The organism is Bacteroides clarus YIT 12056 (assembly GCF_900129655.1).
GTDB classification, from domain to species: domain Bacteria; phylum Bacteroidota; class Bacteroidia; order Bacteroidales; family Bacteroidaceae; genus Bacteroides; species Bacteroides clarus.
Map to the genome: position 1 here is coordinate 106,037 of NZ_FQWK01000003.1, position 15,720 is coordinate 121,756.

Genomic DNA, 15,720 nt, shown 5'->3' on the forward strand with positions numbered 1-15,720 from the left:
ATAAATATGGAAAAGAAAATATCAATCTCTCAAATCAAGGAAGTTGCCCAACAAGCCTATAATGAGGTGAAAGGACAAACAGGCGGCAAGAATGCGGATTATATTCCGTACCTTGCCAATATAGATTCCAAATTGTTCGGCCTCAGCATTTGCCTGATGAACGGACAGACCATCAATATCGGAGATACGGACTACCGTTTCGGCATAGAATCCGTGTCAAAGGTACATACCGCCATACTTATCCTGCGCCAGTACGGTGCGCAGAAAGTGCTGGATATGATTGGCGCCGATGCAACAGGACTGCCGTTCAACTCTATCATCGCTATTTTGCTGGAGAACGACCATCCCTCTACGCCATTGGTAAATGCCGGAGCCATTTCCGCTTGCTCCATGGTACAGCCGGCAGGCAATTCGGACAAGAAATGGGATGCCATCGTACAGAACATCACAGAACTGTGCGGCTCCGCTCCGCAGCTTATCGACGAACTGTACAAATCGGAAACGGCTACGAACTTCAATAACCGCTCCATTGCCTGGTTATTGAAGAATTACAACCGTATCTACGATGATCCGGATTTGGCGCTCGACCTTTATACCCGCCAATGCTCACTGGGTATCACAGCCGAACAATTGGGCATTGCAGCCGGAACGATTGCCAACAACGGCGTTAATCCCGTCACCAAACAAAACGTGTTTGAGGCCGGGCTCGCGCCGAAAATCACTTCAATGATTTCCACCGTAGGCTTCTACGAGCATTCAGGCGACTGGATGTACACTGCCGGCATACCCGCCAAGAGCGGTGTAGGCGGTGGCGTAATGGCCGTACTGCCCGGTGTGATGGGTGTTTCCGCTTTCGCTCCCCCGTTGGACGAAGCCGGCAACTCCGTCAAGGCGCAACTGGCTATCAAGTTCATCATGAACAAGCTCGGTCTGGGTGTATTCAACGGTGACAATGTGACGATTACAGAATAATCTCTCATACTCTTTTTTCCAAGGTTGCTCCAAAAGCGTCGCGAACGCCGAGGGGCAACCTATTTAATGATGAATGATGAGTTGCAGGTGGCAACTCGTCACAAAACAGACCTCATTATGAAAATGGCTCTATCGGAATTCGTTTTGCGAAAAAAAGGAATATACGGCATCCTGCATGTCATCATCCTGCTGCTTTCGCTGTTTTTGGTAATCAGCATCTCCATCGATACGTTCAAAGGCATCCCTTTCTACGAGCAATCGGTGTACATGGAAGTACAGTTGTGGATTTGCGCATTGTTCCTGGCGGACTTTGTGCTGGAGTGGATTCTGGCAACAGACAAGAAACGGTATGTCGCCACGCATTTCATCTTCCTGCTGGTGGCTATTCCTTATCAGAATATCATTGCCTATATGGGCTGGACTTTCTCACCCGAAATTACCTATATGCTGCGTTTTATCCCGTTGGTACGGGGCGGCTATGCCATGGCTATCGTGGTGGGCTGGCTGACGTACAACCGCGCATCGGGTCTGTTCGTATCCTACCTGACCATGTTGCTGGCTACCGTCTACTTCTCAAGCCTCGCCTTCTACGTCATGGAGCATGGAACCAATCCTTTGGTTACGGGCTATGGCGATGCTTTGTGGTGGGCGTTCATGGATGTGACCACGGTAGGCTCCAACATAATAGCGGTCACCGTCACCGGACGGGTATTGTCCGTGCTGCTGGCGGCGTTGGGCATGATGATGTTCCCTATTTTCACAGTATATGTAACGAGCCTGGTAGAGAGGCGTAACAAGGAAAAGCAGGACTATTATAAAAAGATAGAACAGAAACAGGAGCCCGCAAACAGCGCTCCTTAATTGTTAAAACCAAGATTTTCCCTTACCCGCCGGGAACAACTGTTCCCAGGGGTTGTTATAAACGCTGATTTTGAATATATTTTTCATCTAAAACCTTAACTTATGGCAAATATTAAACAAACAGTGAAGCTGGGCGTGTTTACCCTGGCAATCATGAATGTGACGGCAGTAGTATCCCTGCGTGGACTGCCCGCCGAGGCCGTGTACGGAATGAGTTCGGCCTTCTATTACTTATTTGCGGCCATAGTTTTCCTTATCCCGACGTCACTCGTCGCTGCGGAATTGGCTGCTATGTTTCAAGACAAACAAGGCGGTGTGTTCCGCTGGGTGGGCGAAGCCTACGGAAAGAAGCTCGGCTTCCTCGCTATCTGGGTACAGTGGATTGAAAGTACGATCTGGTATCCTACGGTGCTGACGTTCGGCGCTGTGTCCATTGCGTTTATCGGCATGAATGACGTGCACGACATGTCGCTGGCGAACAACAAGTATTACACGCTGGTCGTGGTACTCGTTATCTACTGGCTGGCAACTTTCATCTCTCTGAAAGGTATGAGCTGGGTAGGAAAAGTCGCTAAAGTCGGCGGTTTGGTAGGTACGATTATCCCTGCCGGATTACTGATTGTACTCGGTATCATCTACCTTGCTACGGGCGGACATTCCAATATGGACTTCCACAGCAGCTTCTTCCCGGACCTGACGAACTTTGACAATGTGGTGCTCGCCGCAAGTATCTTCCTCTTTTATGCAGGTATGGAGATGGGCGGTATCCACGTGAAGGATGTCAACAATCCGTCCAAGAACTATCCGAAGGCTGTGTTTATCGGCGCGCTGATTACGGTGCTTATCTTCGTGTTGGGTACATTCGCTCTGGGTGTCATTATTCCGGCCAAGGATATCAGCCTTACACAGAGTTTGCTGGTAGGCTTCGACAACTACTTCCGTTATATCCACGCTTCCTGGTTGTCACCGATTATAGCCATTGCGCTGGCGTTCGGCGTGCTGGCAGGTGTACTGACATGGGTCGCCGGTCCGTCCAAAGGTATCTTTGCCGTAGGTAAAGCAGGTTATATGCCCCCGTTCTTCCAGAAAACGAACAAGCTGGGTGTACAAAAGAACATTCTGTTCGTGCAAGGCGGCGCTGTAACCATATTAAGCCTTTTGTTCGTGGTGATGCCTTCGGTGCAAAGTTTCTATCAGATTCTTTCGCAACTGACGGTGGTTCTTTACCTCATCATGTATATGCTGATGTTCTCCGGAGCTATCGTATTGCGTTATAAGATGAAGAAGCTGAACCGTCCGTTCCGTATCGGTAAAGGCGGTAACGGTCTGATGTGGCTTGTCGGCGGTCTCGGTTTCTGCGGCTCATTGCTCGCGTTCGTACTGAGCTTCATCCCGCCCAGCCAGATTTCTACCGGCAGCAATACCGTATGGTTCTCCGTGCTTATCATCGGCGCGCTTATCGTGGTAATCGCTCCGTTCATCATCTACGCTTCCAAGAAGCCGGGCTGGGTTGACCCGAACAGTACTTTCGAACCGTTCCATTGGGAAGAGCAACCGGCCGCGCAAGTTGCGGGTAAAACAGCCACAGTGACTGCCGGAACAAGCGCTTCGGCGACCGCAAGCGAGAGCGTCGCACCTGCTTCTACGGGAAATGCTCCGTCGGCAAACGGCGGCAATGGCAGTAAAGCTCCGAATACTCCCCCTAAAGGGTAAAGACAGGCTTGCCATATAATTTTGCCTATAATGAAAAATCCTTTTGATGTACATCATACAGGATTTTCATTATAGGCAAAATCTTTTATATCAACTGTCAAACTAAAACAAGCAGCAAATCAAAAGCCGGACTTACACTTCCAAACGCTCGAAGATATTGGCGGCAAGCGTTTCGCACGCCCGCTGATAGCCCGTTACCAGTTCATCCATTACTTCCGCAGCCGTCTGTATTCCTTTCTCATTGAGCAAGGCGGAAGCCTGTCCTATTTCAAGTTCGCCTTCTTCAAGGTCTCCTTCGAAGATACCGCGTTTGGCACGTCCTTTCGACAAGAGGATGCGCAACTCTTCTTCCGTAGCTCCGACAGCCTCGGCAGCCGTCACCGCCCGCTGAAAATTGCCGCGGGCCAAACGTACGGGGGATAATTTCTTCAGTAATAAACGGGTGTCACCCTCTTTCAGACGCAGGCAGTACTCTTTAAACACTTCGCTGGCAGAGCTTTCTTCGGTCAAGGCAAACCGCGTGCCGACCTGAACGCCCTCGGCTCCCAAAGCGCGCATGGCGAGAATCGCCTCACCGGTGGCGATGCCGCCGGCAGCAATCAGGGGCAATGCGGTAACCGCGCGTACGGCAGGAATCAGACAAAGAGTGGTCGTCTCTTCACGCCCGTTGTGTCCGCCGGCTTCAAAGCCCTCGGCAACAATGGCGTCTACGCCGGCCGCCTCGGCTTTCATGGCGAAGCGCGATGATGAAACGACATGTACCACTGTGACGCCGTGTTTCTTCAGCCAGCCTGTCCATGCTTTAGGGTTCCCGGCAGAAGTAAACACGATACGCACCCCCTCATCTACCACAATCCGCATGATTTCTTCTATCTGGGGATACATTAAAGGAATATTCACTCCAAACGAATGATGCGTGGCCGCACGGCACTTCTGTATATGTTCGCGTAAAGTTTCGGGATGCATGGAACCTGCGCCCAACAGTCCCAAGCCACCGGCATTACTCACTGCCGACGCCAACCGCCAGCCACTACACCACACCATGCCACCTTGAATGATGGGGTATTTTATCCCAAACAGAGAAGTTATTCTATCCATTGTTTATCCTTTAAAGGTTTGTCTTTATGAAAACAAGGATAAGAGAAAGAAAGTTCAATATTTAAGAAATTAAAGACGGGATACTCCTATTTGATTATTGCCTCTTTACGGCGGGCGCTAACGGAATCACCATAAGCTTTTAATACTTCCAGCGTACGTGCGCGACGCCTCGCCGCTTTCCTGTTCCAGAACTCTTTTGTGAAAGGACGCATAAAATCGCCTGTAAATCCGCTGCTGCCGGTACCCCGCCAACTTCCTACCGCCATATTGTTGGCACGCTCGGTCACCATATAGCGCAAACCCGTAGCTTCTATTTGTTCGATACTTTCGCGAGGCCCGGCATCCATGGGAGTTTTAGCCCAATCGGAATAGATGAAACGCGTGGTCAGTTCGTAGAACGGATCGCCCCGCCATGTATTCTTATTCACTGTAATTTTTTTCTGATAGACGGGGTCCCAGTTGTATTTGGTATTCGCGGTATAAGGCCGCAGGGTAAGCACCACCTTTTTCTCCGGCATCCGAGGCATTACGGGTAAGGCGGTATTAAAGTCCAGCCATGTTTTATGCACATCGGCTTTCGGAGAACCCGAAGGAGCATCGGCGCCCATCTCTTTCAACACGTCCGGATTCAGCTTCACCTCTCCCCCGCCATTCAGCAACCGGTGCAAACGCAAAGAGTCTTGCGGTGTCCACTCTTGAGCGTAAAGGGGGAAGGCTACCGCACAAAGCAGCCCTAAAAAGAGAATAGAATACTTCACCCGATTAATTTTTATACCTTATACTTTATACCTTATCTCACCACCACATATAGCCGCTTCCGCAAAGCGGTTCGTCATAGCAAGGGTCGATGGTCCACATGGTACGCGGATATTTCCGGCCTTCCCACCAACGGCGATAACGGGCGGCCGCATCGAGCACCTCTTCATCGGTCAGGAAGTAGATGCCCTCATAGTTTTCGGCATCCACATGCACCATTTTGCATCCCATCGAGGCGTTATGTCCCAGGCGAATCGTTTCCACCGTCCACAGAATGCACTCGCCCAACCGCAATTTCCCGCCTGCCGAATAAGATACGGGAGCCAGCGGGAAGGAAGGTATCACCGTTAAATCCTCGGCATATTTCAAGAGCTCTTCAATATCTTCTTTGGCGAACTTGGGCACATTGCTCAGCCCCTCAGGGCTTTGAGCCGAGTATTTTCCCGCCTTCAGTTGCTTCACAAACAAATCCACATCCGGATGATTATAATCCAGCGATTCTTCTCCGCAAGATACAAGCGCAAGGCAGCATACCATCGCGAGCATTACGTATCCGTATTTATATATTTTACAAAGAGTATTCATTTTGTTGTACTGTCTTTAAGGTTAATAAGTCATACGCACTCCGCACAAAAGGTTCAGGTTCGTGGGGCGTTCCGTTCGCAAAGTTCCGGTTTCGGAATCCGTATCGAAATGATGGGAAACCGAAGGCTCGGCAAACAAAGCAAAGCGGTCGTTCAATTTGTAACGCACCCCTACTCCTGCCGCTACCGACAGTTGAACGGGCTCCGCATGAAAGCCGTTATCCGAAGCGCCGGCAATACATTTTTCGGCGGCTCCGCCTACGGTGGCATATAAATCGACTTTCGGAGTACTTGCCAGCGTCATATTCAATTTTACGGGAATGGCCAAAGTGTGCAGCGTACGGTCGGCGGGCAAACGATTGTACCGGATACCCGTTTCCAAAGCGAGCCAATTGTTCAGACTGCGTTCCACTGTAACTCCCGCCGTCAGCGGCATATTGCAGTCGCCTTCAGGGAGCGAGGTGCCGAGAGCCGCTTTCAACGCCCACTTACGCGATTTCCGATATTTTACAGGAGCGGATTCCTGTTCTTCTTCCGCGGGAACAGCGGAAAAGGCATCCGAAGCAACGTCTGCCTGAGCGGTGGCGTTCTGATAAGGACTACCGGCCTGTGAAACGGTATTGTTGTCGAAGTAACCGCCACCGGCCTGTACTCGCTGCCTGATAGTAATGGAAAGCCGGACGGAAACGGATTCGCCCTCATCTTCCGCCTGGTCAGTCAGGCCTGCGGGAGTTCCGCTTGCGGGTCGCTTCATGCCGGAATGCTGCGCCGTCGGGGTTGCCGGACGGATGGACGGGAAAGACTCCTGCACCACATCACCGTTCAGACTGCCTTCCGGTGTCAAAACAACCACTTGCGTAAAGGCTTCCTTTATTTCCTCTTTCGGAGAGAAGTACCAGAAAGCGGCCGATGCGGCTCCCAACACAAATATAACGGATGCGGCAGCCGCCACCCGATAATATTTCGGAGAAAGAAACGCAGCCCTCTTCCGGTCTTCCGAGGCGGAAGACGCCACGTCTTCCCGCAACTTCTCCCAGAAGCCTTTGCGTACCGTCATCTCTGTGCCGGCCAGACGGCTGCGGAACAATCCGGTTATTTCATCTTTTTCTCTCATATTCGGTATATTCTTTAATTCTTTTCGCTAACATACACTTGGCACGATGCAATTGCGAGGTAGACGAATGCTCCTTGATATGGAGCAGCTCCGCTATTTCCTTGTGCGACTTTTCCTCGAAGACGTACAAGTTGAACACGGTACGGCATCCGTCGGGAAGCTCCGCCACAAATGCCATCAGCACTTCTTCCGACAAGCGGCTCCCGCTTTCGGCAACACTTGCTTCGTCCTGCACATCGGGAAGCTGTTCTTCGTTTACCACCAGTTGGCTGAAACGGTGCTTCCGCCGCAGATAGTCGATGGCCTGCGTCACCATGACCCTCGTCACCCATGTGCTCAACGCACATTCGCCACGAAACGTGAAACGGGTGAAGATTTTGATAAAGCCGTCATGCAAAACATCGTGCGCCGCATCCATATCGCCCGTATAACGGTAGCACACCGCCAACATCTGTTTGGAATAGAGAGTGTAAAGTTCCTTTCGGGCGGAATCCTTTCCTGCCCGGCAGCCCTCTATCAGTTCTATCTCATTTTCCAATGTCAGTGCTCGTTTTACGGACGCCTCTTCGCGTCGTTTGTCAGTTAGACGCAGCATCCGGAAGAATGCTGCAACAGAATCTCTAAAAAGAAGTTAAAGAATCGCAGAATTAAAACAGAAGACCTTCCATAAGCTTGCTTACACGATGCAATCCTTACAGAAGGTCTTACTTTTATTCAGGTTATCAATGCAGGCGCTTTATCAGCAAGCTTTAAAGCTCATGTCCAGTCCTTTTACGGAATGCGTCAAAGCACCCACCGAAATAAAGTCTACTCCACATTCGGCATAGTCGCGCAGTGTATCGAAAGTAATGCCGCCGGAAGATTCCGTTTCGTAACGTCCCGCTACCATTTCCACGGCTTTTCTGGTCATTTCTGGTGTAAAGTTATCGAACATGATACGGTCTACACCGCCCAAATCGAGTACCTGTTGCAGCTCGTCGAAGTTGCGCACTTCAATCTCTATCTTGAGGTCTTTACCTTTCTCCTTGCAATATTCTTTGGCGCGGGTAATGGCTTTGTCGATACCGCCGGCAAAATCCACATGATTGTCTTTCAGCAGAATCATATCGAACAGGCCGATACGGTGGTTCACGCCGCCGCCTATCTTTACAGCCATCTTCTCCAGAATACGCATGCCCGGAGTTGTCTTGCGGGTATCGAGCACACGGGTATTCGTTCCTTTCAACTTCCCGGCATACCGATGTGTCATGGTGGCGATACCGCTCATACGCTGCATAATGTTGAGCATCAGACGCTCGGTCTGCAACAGAGATTGTATCCTGCCTTCCACGATCATGGCTACGTCACCCGGCTTCACTTCCGCACCGTCGTTGATGAATACTTCCACTTTCATCTCAGGGTCGAAACGGCGGAACACTTCTTTGGCTACTTCAATGCCGGCAAGGATACCGGTTTCTTTAATCAAAAGTTTGGATTTGCCCATTGCCGTGGCAGGGATGCACGAAAGGGTGGTGTGGTCACCATCGCCTATATCCTCGGCAAAGGCCAGGTCTATCAGCCTGTCAATCAATTCTTCTTCCTTATTCATTTGTTTTATCTATTCTTATTTGATGTATCACGTATTTGTCCGCCACTTTTCTAAAGAAACAATTCACCCGGAAGTTTCCGTTTGCGGTTGCCAACGTACCGACTATGAAGCCCGATTCATTGCGTTTTCCCTGATGGTTCACCGTAAAACCGCTCACCTGATTGCCGGAAAAGAAAGCGGCCATCTTTCCCTCTGCCGTCCGGCGGTCGACATTGATTGAACGATTCTCCAGAATCAGCTCTACTTTATCACTCAGATGCCCGTTCAGCTCCTGAGAATCTCCCTTCTTAAAGGCCGTGACCACTCCCGCCGGCACATCTTGCGCCATGAGCGAAACCGCCCGGACAAAGAGACAGAGCCATAATATTACTACTCGTTTATTCATTTTCACAAGTATTAATGATAGGCAAAGGTAAGCAAATCTTGTAAATAACAAGAAAAAAGGCCGATTTTATTTTATTAACCTTCCATAAGTACAGCCATCATGGAAGGAATAATTCGTCCTGCGGGATGGAATTATCCGTCCCGCAAGACGGATTGTTTCATCTCACGGGATGAATTTATTTGTCTCGTGAGACGGATTATTCCGTCCCATGGGATGAAATAAATAATACACAGAGAAAAGCGGTATTCTCACGAGAAAGGATTATTTTTGCACGAAAATCAGTAATTCACATGAAAACGACTTTGCTCGTCGTAGGACGAACCGTAGAACAGCACTTTATCACAGCCATCAATGACTACATACAGCGCACACGGCGCTATCTCTCGTTTGATATGGAAGTCATCCCGGAGTTGAAAAATACCAAAAGCCTTTCCATGGACGTACAAAAAGAGAAAGAGGGCGAACTCATCCTGAAAGCTCTCCAACCGGGTGATGTAGTGGTGCTGCTGGACGAGGGGGGAAAAGAAATGCGCTCCATAGAGTTCGCGGACTATATGAAGCGCAAGATGAATACCGTAAACAAACGGCTGGTTTTTATTATCGGCGGACCTTACGGTTTCTCCCCCAAAGTTTATGCAGCGGCACACGAGAAACTGTCTCTTTCGCGCATGACCTTTTCGCATCAGATGATAAGGCTTATCTTCGTGGAGCAGCTTTACCGTGCCATGACGATACTGAACGGCGGACCGTATCACCACGAATAATCGCGAGAAAGCCTCTCCCTGAACCTGTCTCCGGACACAGACACCGCAGACGGTATCCCGGCACAGATACAGCCCCTCTTAAACAATCTCCTGCAACAGAGCCGGAATTTCGGGAGTACTGTTCTTTATAACCGTAATACGGTTCTTCCCTTCCGGCGTCAACGCGAAGTGCATCTGACGCTTATCCGCTTTTCCCACCAGGCGGGTTATCAGCTTCTTCTCCTCTACCGAACGGATTATCTTGGAAGCATTGGAGGCTGACAGTCCGAGCGCTTCCGCTATCTCGCTGGAAGTGAGTTTGGGGGTGTTGAGCAGGGTACACAACAGCATACCCTCATTCAACGACAAATCAAACTCCTGCATGAATTTTACTTCAAACTCGGCTATCGCCCGGTAAATATCGCGGATTCTACATAAAGTTTCCATTATTCCTGTTTATATAAATAGATTCACATTCGCCTTGTCCGCGCGCTCCATATAGGTAGCTACACCGCCTATGGTAACTTCGTCCAGCAATTCTTCGCGCCGGATACCCATCATATCCATAGACATCTGACAAGCTATAAATTCAACGCCCTGCGCCAACGCCTGAGAACGCAACGATTCCAACGAATCTATCCCTTTCCGTTTCATCAGGAAGCGCATCATCCGGCTGCCCATTCCCATCATATTCATCTTGGACAGTTTCAGTTTCAATGAGTTGGACGGGAGCATCATGCCGAACATCTTTCCGAAAATATCTTTCTCCGTCCGGGGCTTCTGCATCTTCTTCAAGACATTCAATCCCCAGAAGGTGAAGAATATCGACACTTTCTGTCCGGTGGCCGCTGCGCCGTTAGCGAGTACAAAGGTAGCTAAAGCCTTGTCTAAATCATCGCTAAAAAGAATTAAAGTTTTTCCCCGTCCGCCTGCTGCCGGAAGAGATGACGGACAGGCACAGGCCTCATCGCCTTTTTCAAGCAACACCGTGTAACGTCCTTTTTCTTCTTTTTTCTCTATCAGTTTGTTGCCCGTAGTGGCGCACCAGGCAGAAGCGTCACGTGCGAAACCCGCATCGGTCGCCACAATTTCCACCCGCTCGCCCGGAGCAATGCTGTCCATGGCTTTCTTTACCTGCATGATAGGGCCGGGACATTGCAGGCCGCAGGCATTAACCCTCAAAGGTTCTTTGGCAGAACCGCCCTGCGCCGATTCTGACGGAGCGGATGCAGCAGGCTGCGCCGGCGATGGTGCCGTAGGAGCAGGAACGGGAGCCACTGCCGTAGAATAGGTCTTATATCCGCCTATCAAGTTGAATGTGTTACGATAGCCGCGCCCTATCAGGATACGTTGCGCCAGATATCCGCGCAAACCTACGGCGCAGAAGAGTACAACGGGCTTATCCGCCGGTATTTCCGACAAATGGTCGCGCATCCCGTCCAGCGGAATATTGACAGCTCCCGGAATCGTTCCGAACGAGAATTCCTCGGGCGTACGGGCATCTATCAGCATTACCTCGTCTTTCTTCTCAGCCAGTTCGCGCCAGGAGATAACCGGCATTGCGCCGCTGATAATATTGGAAGCCACATATCCGGCTATGGCGATGGGGTCTTTTGCCGATGAGAAAGGCGGCGCATAGGCGTGTTCCGTTTCCATCAAATCATAAACGGTTCCACCGTGTTTGATAAGTCCCGCTATCTGGTCGATGCGCTTATCCACTCCCTCATAACCCACACATTGCGCGCCATAGAGTTTACCGGTTTTCGGGTGGAACGTCAGTTTCAAAGTCAAAGGCAATGCATCGGGATAATAACCTGCGTGCGAAGCCGAATGGGTCACCGAGCTTTGATACTCCATTCCCCATTGTTTCAGACGCTTGGCGGCCAGTCCGGTAGACGCTACCGTCATATCGAAGACTTTGGCGATGGATGTACCGATGGCGCCTTCATAGGATGTGGTATTGCCCAATGCCATATTGTCGGCAACAATACGTCCCTGACGGTTGGCCGGATTAGCCAAATAGTTGAGCCACGGTTTTCCGGTCAGCGGATGGGGATATTCGATGGCATCGCCTACGGCATAGATGTCTTTTACGGAAGTTTCCAAGTGCTCGTCCACCCAGATACCGCCCATTTCCCCCAACTTCAGGCCGGCCTGTTGCGCCAATGCCGTTGCCGGACGCACACCGATAGAAAGCAATACCATATCGGCGGGAATCGTCTTTCCGCTTTTCAGGAAGACAGTAATTCCCTGTTCGGTACGACGGAAATGGGTAACGCCCTCTTCCAAGTAAAGGGAAACGCCTTTTTGAATTAAATGCTGGTGGATATGTGCAGCCATAGAGAAATCGATGGGCGCCATAACCTGGTTGCCCATTTCTACAACCGAAACCGCAACGCCCGCATGATGCAGGTTTTCCGCCATTTCCAGTCCGATGAAGCCCGCTCCCACTACAACCGCGCGTTTTACTTGTTTGTCTGTGATATAAGCCTTGATTTGGTCGGTATCTTCCACATTGCGAAGCGTAAATATGCCTTCCGAATCGATGCCTTCCAAAGGCGGTTTTACCGGATTGGCTCCCGGAGAAAGCAGAAGTTTGTCATAAGTTTCTTCATATTCCTTTCCGTCGGCCTTACGGATAGTCAGTGTCTTCTTTTCCGGGTCGATGGCGACCGCTTCATTCTCTACCCGTACATCAATCCGGAAACGTTGGCCGAAAGATGCGGGAGTCTGAACCAACAGTTTCTCACGCTCGGCAATAACGCCACCGATATAATAAGGCAATCCGCAATTGGCATACGAAATGTATTTGCCTTTCTCCAATAAAATGATTTCAGCCTGTTCGTCTACTCTTCTTAACCGGGCGGCAGCTGTAGCTCCACCTGCAACACCACCAATAATTACATATTTCATACTTCTTTCTTTTAGTTTGATGCTGCAAAGAAAGCAATAATTTCCAATACAAAATAGTTTCCTTTGGAAAATAATGTTAACCGGTTATATTTTAATGCCATGAGGGGTGATATCCACATTGATACCCCCCTCATGATATATAATATTTCATTCAAAAGTTTTTCGGAACGGGAATTACCACCCCATCTTATCGAGACCGGCAGCAGTATACCAAGCGGTGGAACGATATGCGGCGGCAGCCTGGGAGTCTAAGGAAAGGGGGATATAATGCGTGACACCATTTGTTTCCTTCATCGAAAACATTCCGGCAAACTGCGAATAATTCATCTCCGTAGTATCCCAATACTCAATAGAAGCATTAAAAGCCTGCTTCCAAACGGCATAAGCATTATCGTCCAATAAAGTTTGCATCATCTGCGAGAAATCGTAATAGCCGACATGACTTTGCCTTTCATCCTCGTAATGGGACAATCTTCGCGCGTCGTAATCAAACACTTTGCCACGGAGCGAAACGTTATCATCATCCACTCCTTCGGAAATCATCTGTTTCGTCACAGCGGCCAACTCCGCTAAAGCGTCCGTCTTTACGACACAGACAGAAGTACCCCCTGTCCAATTCGTATTAGACATGCCGGAGCCGCCGTTATATTTCTCATTGTAATGATTGAAATAGGCTTCTGCCATCTGATTTGCCGCGCCCGGTTTAAACATATAAGGAACAACCTTGTCATAAGGAGCGCCCGGACCCGGATTCTCCGTAGGGCAACCCATATAGTAATCGGCATAATCACGCACCGCATAAGCCACTTCTACGGACATCATAAAGCATGCATCGAACATGATAAAATCGAAATGAGGCATGTTATCATCCAGCACCGTCACCAAATCGGATATATTCATACGATTGTCCTGTCCTGCCCCCTTGTCTTGCCCTATCCAGCGTGTAGAGGCCGAAGGCACCGGATAAGGTATCCACCCATCCGCATGCGACCAGTAAACCAACCCGTAGCTGTCCGCCGGATATTCATAAAAAGCGCGGTGCATAACCTCTTTCATCACCGATACGTCCGTAGACACCTGCTCCGCATATTCTTTGATGATCTCTTTCTCCACATTGCCTTTCTTATCTTTTGCGATGCGAAACAAAACAGGGGTGTTTCTGTCATCCTGATATACCAACAGATTACAGGATGATGAACCGACAAGCTTCATACCCTCAATCATCTCTTCCACATCTTCCTTTGCAAACGAAGCCAAACTATTATCCGCTACGATATAAACAAGCACGGTTTTACTTCCCGCTTCGGGTGGCACAGGGTCATCATCTTGGTTACAGGACGTAAACAAAAAAAGGAAAGACGCGCACAGCAGGGTATAAAGTTTCAATCTCATAGTCATTCGTATAATTCCGGGAAGCAATGATTACTCTTCCGGCTTCTTAAAACTAAACTTGTCCGGCGCAATAGCTTGCAGCACCATTGTTCCTTTCTTATACTTCGCCTTTACCTTGACAGCTTCCTTTTCCAGTTTCTTTCTGCTTTCACTGAAATAGACCATACACGTATAATCGGGTTTCTTCAAATCGTACTCCAAGTAGTTCTTCAACTGATAGCTATACAAATCGCGTTTGGGCAGAAAACCGTTCTTATCCAGCGCCGCGCTATCCAAGACCTGAATTTCCGTACAATACACTATCGAATCATTGAAAGACGCCGCTACACCAAAAGCGTAAACCAGCTTATGACTTTTCATTGTAAATGCCGTACACAAAGTAAATACGAGCATTACTGCAAATACTATTTTTACGTGCTTCATAATTTCTTTTTGTTTATTTAATGGGGCAAAGATAATGTAAACCGAAAGCAGAACAAAATAAGCACGCCTATTTTTTATGCGGAGACACCGCTTTATCATGATTTAAAGACGGAAAAAACCGGCCGTCCACGCTGGACAGACCGGTTTACTTAATTTCTTTATTTGTCAGAAACCGATATTCTTATTTATCCCAAATAAGATTTGAGCAATTTGCTACGATTACTTTGTCTTAATCTTCTGATTGCTTTTTCTTTAATCTGGCGGACGCGCTCACGTGTGAGACCAAATTTGTCGCCGATTTCCTCTAATGTCATTTCCTGCTGTCCGATACCGAAAAACATCTGTATGATTTCTTTTTCCCTATCGGTTAACGTAGAAAGAGCTCTATCAATTTCCCTCGCAAGAGACTCGTTCACCAAAGAGCGGTCGGCCATAGGAGAGTCGTCGTTGACCAACACATCGAGCAGGCTGTTGTCTTCTCCTTCAACGAAAGGCGCGTCCACCGAAATATGGCGACCGGAAACCTTCAGCGTATCAGAGATTTTGTCAACAGGGATTTCCAATTCATCGGCAAGCTCTTCGGGAGACGGGCGACGTTCGTTTTCCTGCTCGAACTTAGAGAAAGCCTTGCTGATTTTGTTCAGCGAGCCTACCTGGTTCAAAGGGAGACGCACAATACGCGACTGCTCTGCCAAAGCCTGCAAAATGGACTGACGTATCCACCATACTGCATAACTGATGAACTTGAAACCACGTGTTTCATCGAACTTTTCGGCAGCCTTAATCAGTCCTAAATTGCCCTCGTTAATCAAGTCGGGCAAACTCAAACCCTGGTTCTGGTACTGTTTGGCTACAGATACAACGAAACGCAGATTGGCACGTGTCAATTTCTCCAGTGCAACACGGTCACCCTTGCGGATGCGCTGAGCGAGCTCTACCTCTTCTTCGACTGTAATGAGGTCTTCGCGACCGATTTCCTGCAAATACTTGTCAAGAGAAGCGCTCTCTCTGTTAGTGATACTTTTGGTAATTTTTAATTGTCTCATTCTTATAATACAGATTTGGGTTGCAAAGTTACGACAAATTATTTATTACAAACAAACTTGCCCGAACTTTTTTACCTTATTTATATCTTACTTATACAACAAAAAGGATGTCGACAAGTATTTGCCGACACC

At 49.0% G+C, this 15,720-nt stretch carries 16 protein-coding genes; 4 read left to right on the forward strand and 12 right to left on the reverse strand.

Features of this window, described 5'->3' with window-relative positions; genetic code table 11:
• Window positions 1-6 precede the first annotated feature (6 nt).
• The 3 genes from glsA (at window position 7) to gadC (ending at window position 3,546) form a co-directional block, all read left to right on the forward strand.
• Window positions 7-972, forward strand: a complete 966-nt coding sequence (gene glsA, locus BUB52_RS05055) for a glutaminase A (protein WP_009121710.1) — start codon at window positions 7-9, stop codon at window positions 970-972.
• Between the two features lie 117 nt (window positions 973-1,089).
• Window positions 1,090-1,833, forward strand: coding sequence for a potassium channel family protein (locus BUB52_RS05060; protein WP_039950658.1), 744 nt, complete (start codon window positions 1,090-1,092; stop codon window positions 1,831-1,833).
• Between the two features lie 102 nt (window positions 1,834-1,935).
• Window positions 1,936-3,546, forward strand: coding sequence for a glutamine/gamma-aminobutyrate antiporter GadC (gadC, locus tag BUB52_RS05065; protein ID WP_009121708.1), 1,611 nt, complete (start codon window positions 1,936-1,938; stop codon window positions 3,544-3,546).
• A 132-nt stretch (window positions 3,547-3,678) separates the two neighbouring features.
• On the opposite strand, the gene BUB52_RS05070 is transcribed toward gadC, so the two are convergent.
• The 7 genes from BUB52_RS05070 to BUB52_RS05100 all read right to left on the reverse strand — a co-directional run bounded on the left by BUB52_RS05070 (window position 3,679) and on the right by BUB52_RS05100 (window position 9,071).
• A complete protein-coding gene (locus BUB52_RS05070) occupies window positions 3,679-4,644 on the reverse strand; it encodes an NAD(P)H-dependent flavin oxidoreductase (protein ID WP_009121707.1) in 966 nt (321 codons plus the stop codon).
• An 86-nt stretch (window positions 4,645-4,730) separates the two neighbouring features.
• Window positions 4,731-5,402, reverse strand: coding sequence for a DUF4858 domain-containing protein (locus BUB52_RS05075; RefSeq protein WP_009121706.1), 672 nt, complete (start codon window positions 5,400-5,402; stop codon window positions 4,731-4,733).
• A 37-nt stretch (window positions 5,403-5,439) separates the two neighbouring features.
• Complete coding sequence (locus BUB52_RS05080) at window positions 5,440-5,985, reverse strand: DUF4943 family protein (protein ID WP_009121705.1); 546 nt, start codon at window positions 5,983-5,985, stop codon at window positions 5,440-5,442.
• Window positions 5,986-6,006: 21 nt separating this feature from the next.
• A complete protein-coding gene (locus BUB52_RS05085) occupies window positions 6,007-7,098 on the reverse strand; it encodes an outer membrane beta-barrel protein (RefSeq protein ID WP_009121704.1) in 1,092 nt (363 codons plus the stop codon).
• The gene (locus BUB52_RS05090; RefSeq protein WP_009121703.1) at window positions 7,082-7,693 is read right to left on the reverse strand and encodes an RNA polymerase sigma factor; all 612 of its coding nucleotides are present in this window, start codon (window positions 7,691-7,693) and stop codon (window positions 7,082-7,084) included. The genes BUB52_RS05085 and BUB52_RS05090 overlap by 17 nt, the downstream gene beginning before the upstream one ends.
• 144 nt (window positions 7,694-7,837) lie before the next feature.
• Window positions 7,838-8,686 carry a carboxylating nicotinate-nucleotide diphosphorylase gene (gene nadC, locus BUB52_RS05095; RefSeq protein ID WP_009121702.1) on the reverse strand — a complete coding sequence of 283 codons (849 nt, stop codon included), beginning with the start codon at window positions 8,684-8,686 and terminating at the stop codon, window positions 7,838-7,840.
• The gene (locus BUB52_RS05100) at window positions 8,679-9,071 is read right to left on the reverse strand and encodes a DUF4783 domain-containing protein (RefSeq protein WP_009121701.1); all 393 of its coding nucleotides are present in this window, start codon (window positions 9,069-9,071) and stop codon (window positions 8,679-8,681) included. Before BUB52_RS05100 ends, nadC begins: the two co-directional genes overlap by 8 nt.
• Window positions 9,072-9,361: 290 nt before the next feature.
• Here BUB52_RS05100 and rlmH point away from each other — a divergent pair, with 290 nt between their 5' ends.
• Window positions 9,362-9,835, forward strand: coding sequence for a 23S rRNA (pseudouridine(1915)-N(3))-methyltransferase RlmH (gene rlmH / locus BUB52_RS05105; protein ID WP_009121699.1), 474 nt, complete (start codon window positions 9,362-9,364; stop codon window positions 9,833-9,835).
• Window positions 9,836-9,913: 78 nt separating this feature from the next.
• Here the strand turns inward: rlmH and BUB52_RS05110 are convergent, their stop codons facing one another.
• The 5 genes from BUB52_RS05110 to BUB52_RS05130 form a co-directional block, all read right to left on the reverse strand.
• On the reverse strand, window positions 9,914-10,261 hold the full coding sequence (locus BUB52_RS05110; protein WP_009121698.1) for a MarR family winged helix-turn-helix transcriptional regulator: 348 nt from the start codon (window positions 10,259-10,261) through the stop codon (window positions 9,914-9,916).
• A 9-nt stretch (window positions 10,262-10,270) separates the two neighbouring features.
• Window positions 10,271-12,727, reverse strand: a complete 2,457-nt coding sequence (locus BUB52_RS05115; protein WP_009121697.1) for an FAD-dependent oxidoreductase — start codon at window positions 12,725-12,727, stop codon at window positions 10,271-10,273.
• Between the two features lie 174 nt (window positions 12,728-12,901).
• Window positions 12,902-14,119, reverse strand: a complete 1,218-nt coding sequence (locus BUB52_RS05120) for a clostripain-related cysteine peptidase (RefSeq protein WP_039950654.1) — start codon at window positions 14,117-14,119, stop codon at window positions 12,902-12,904.
• A 30-nt stretch (window positions 14,120-14,149) separates the two neighbouring features.
• Window positions 14,150-14,542 (reverse strand): hypothetical protein, encoded by a 393-nt coding sequence (locus BUB52_RS05125; RefSeq protein WP_039950652.1) that lies wholly within the window; start codon window positions 14,540-14,542, stop codon window positions 14,150-14,152.
• Window positions 14,543-14,727: 185 nt separating this feature from the next.
• Window positions 14,728-15,588: a sigma-70 family RNA polymerase sigma factor gene (locus BUB52_RS05130; RefSeq protein WP_002561589.1), complete on the reverse strand. Its 861-nt coding sequence runs from the start codon at window positions 15,586-15,588 to the stop codon at window positions 14,728-14,730.
• Between the last annotated feature and the right edge of the window lie 132 nt (window positions 15,589-15,720).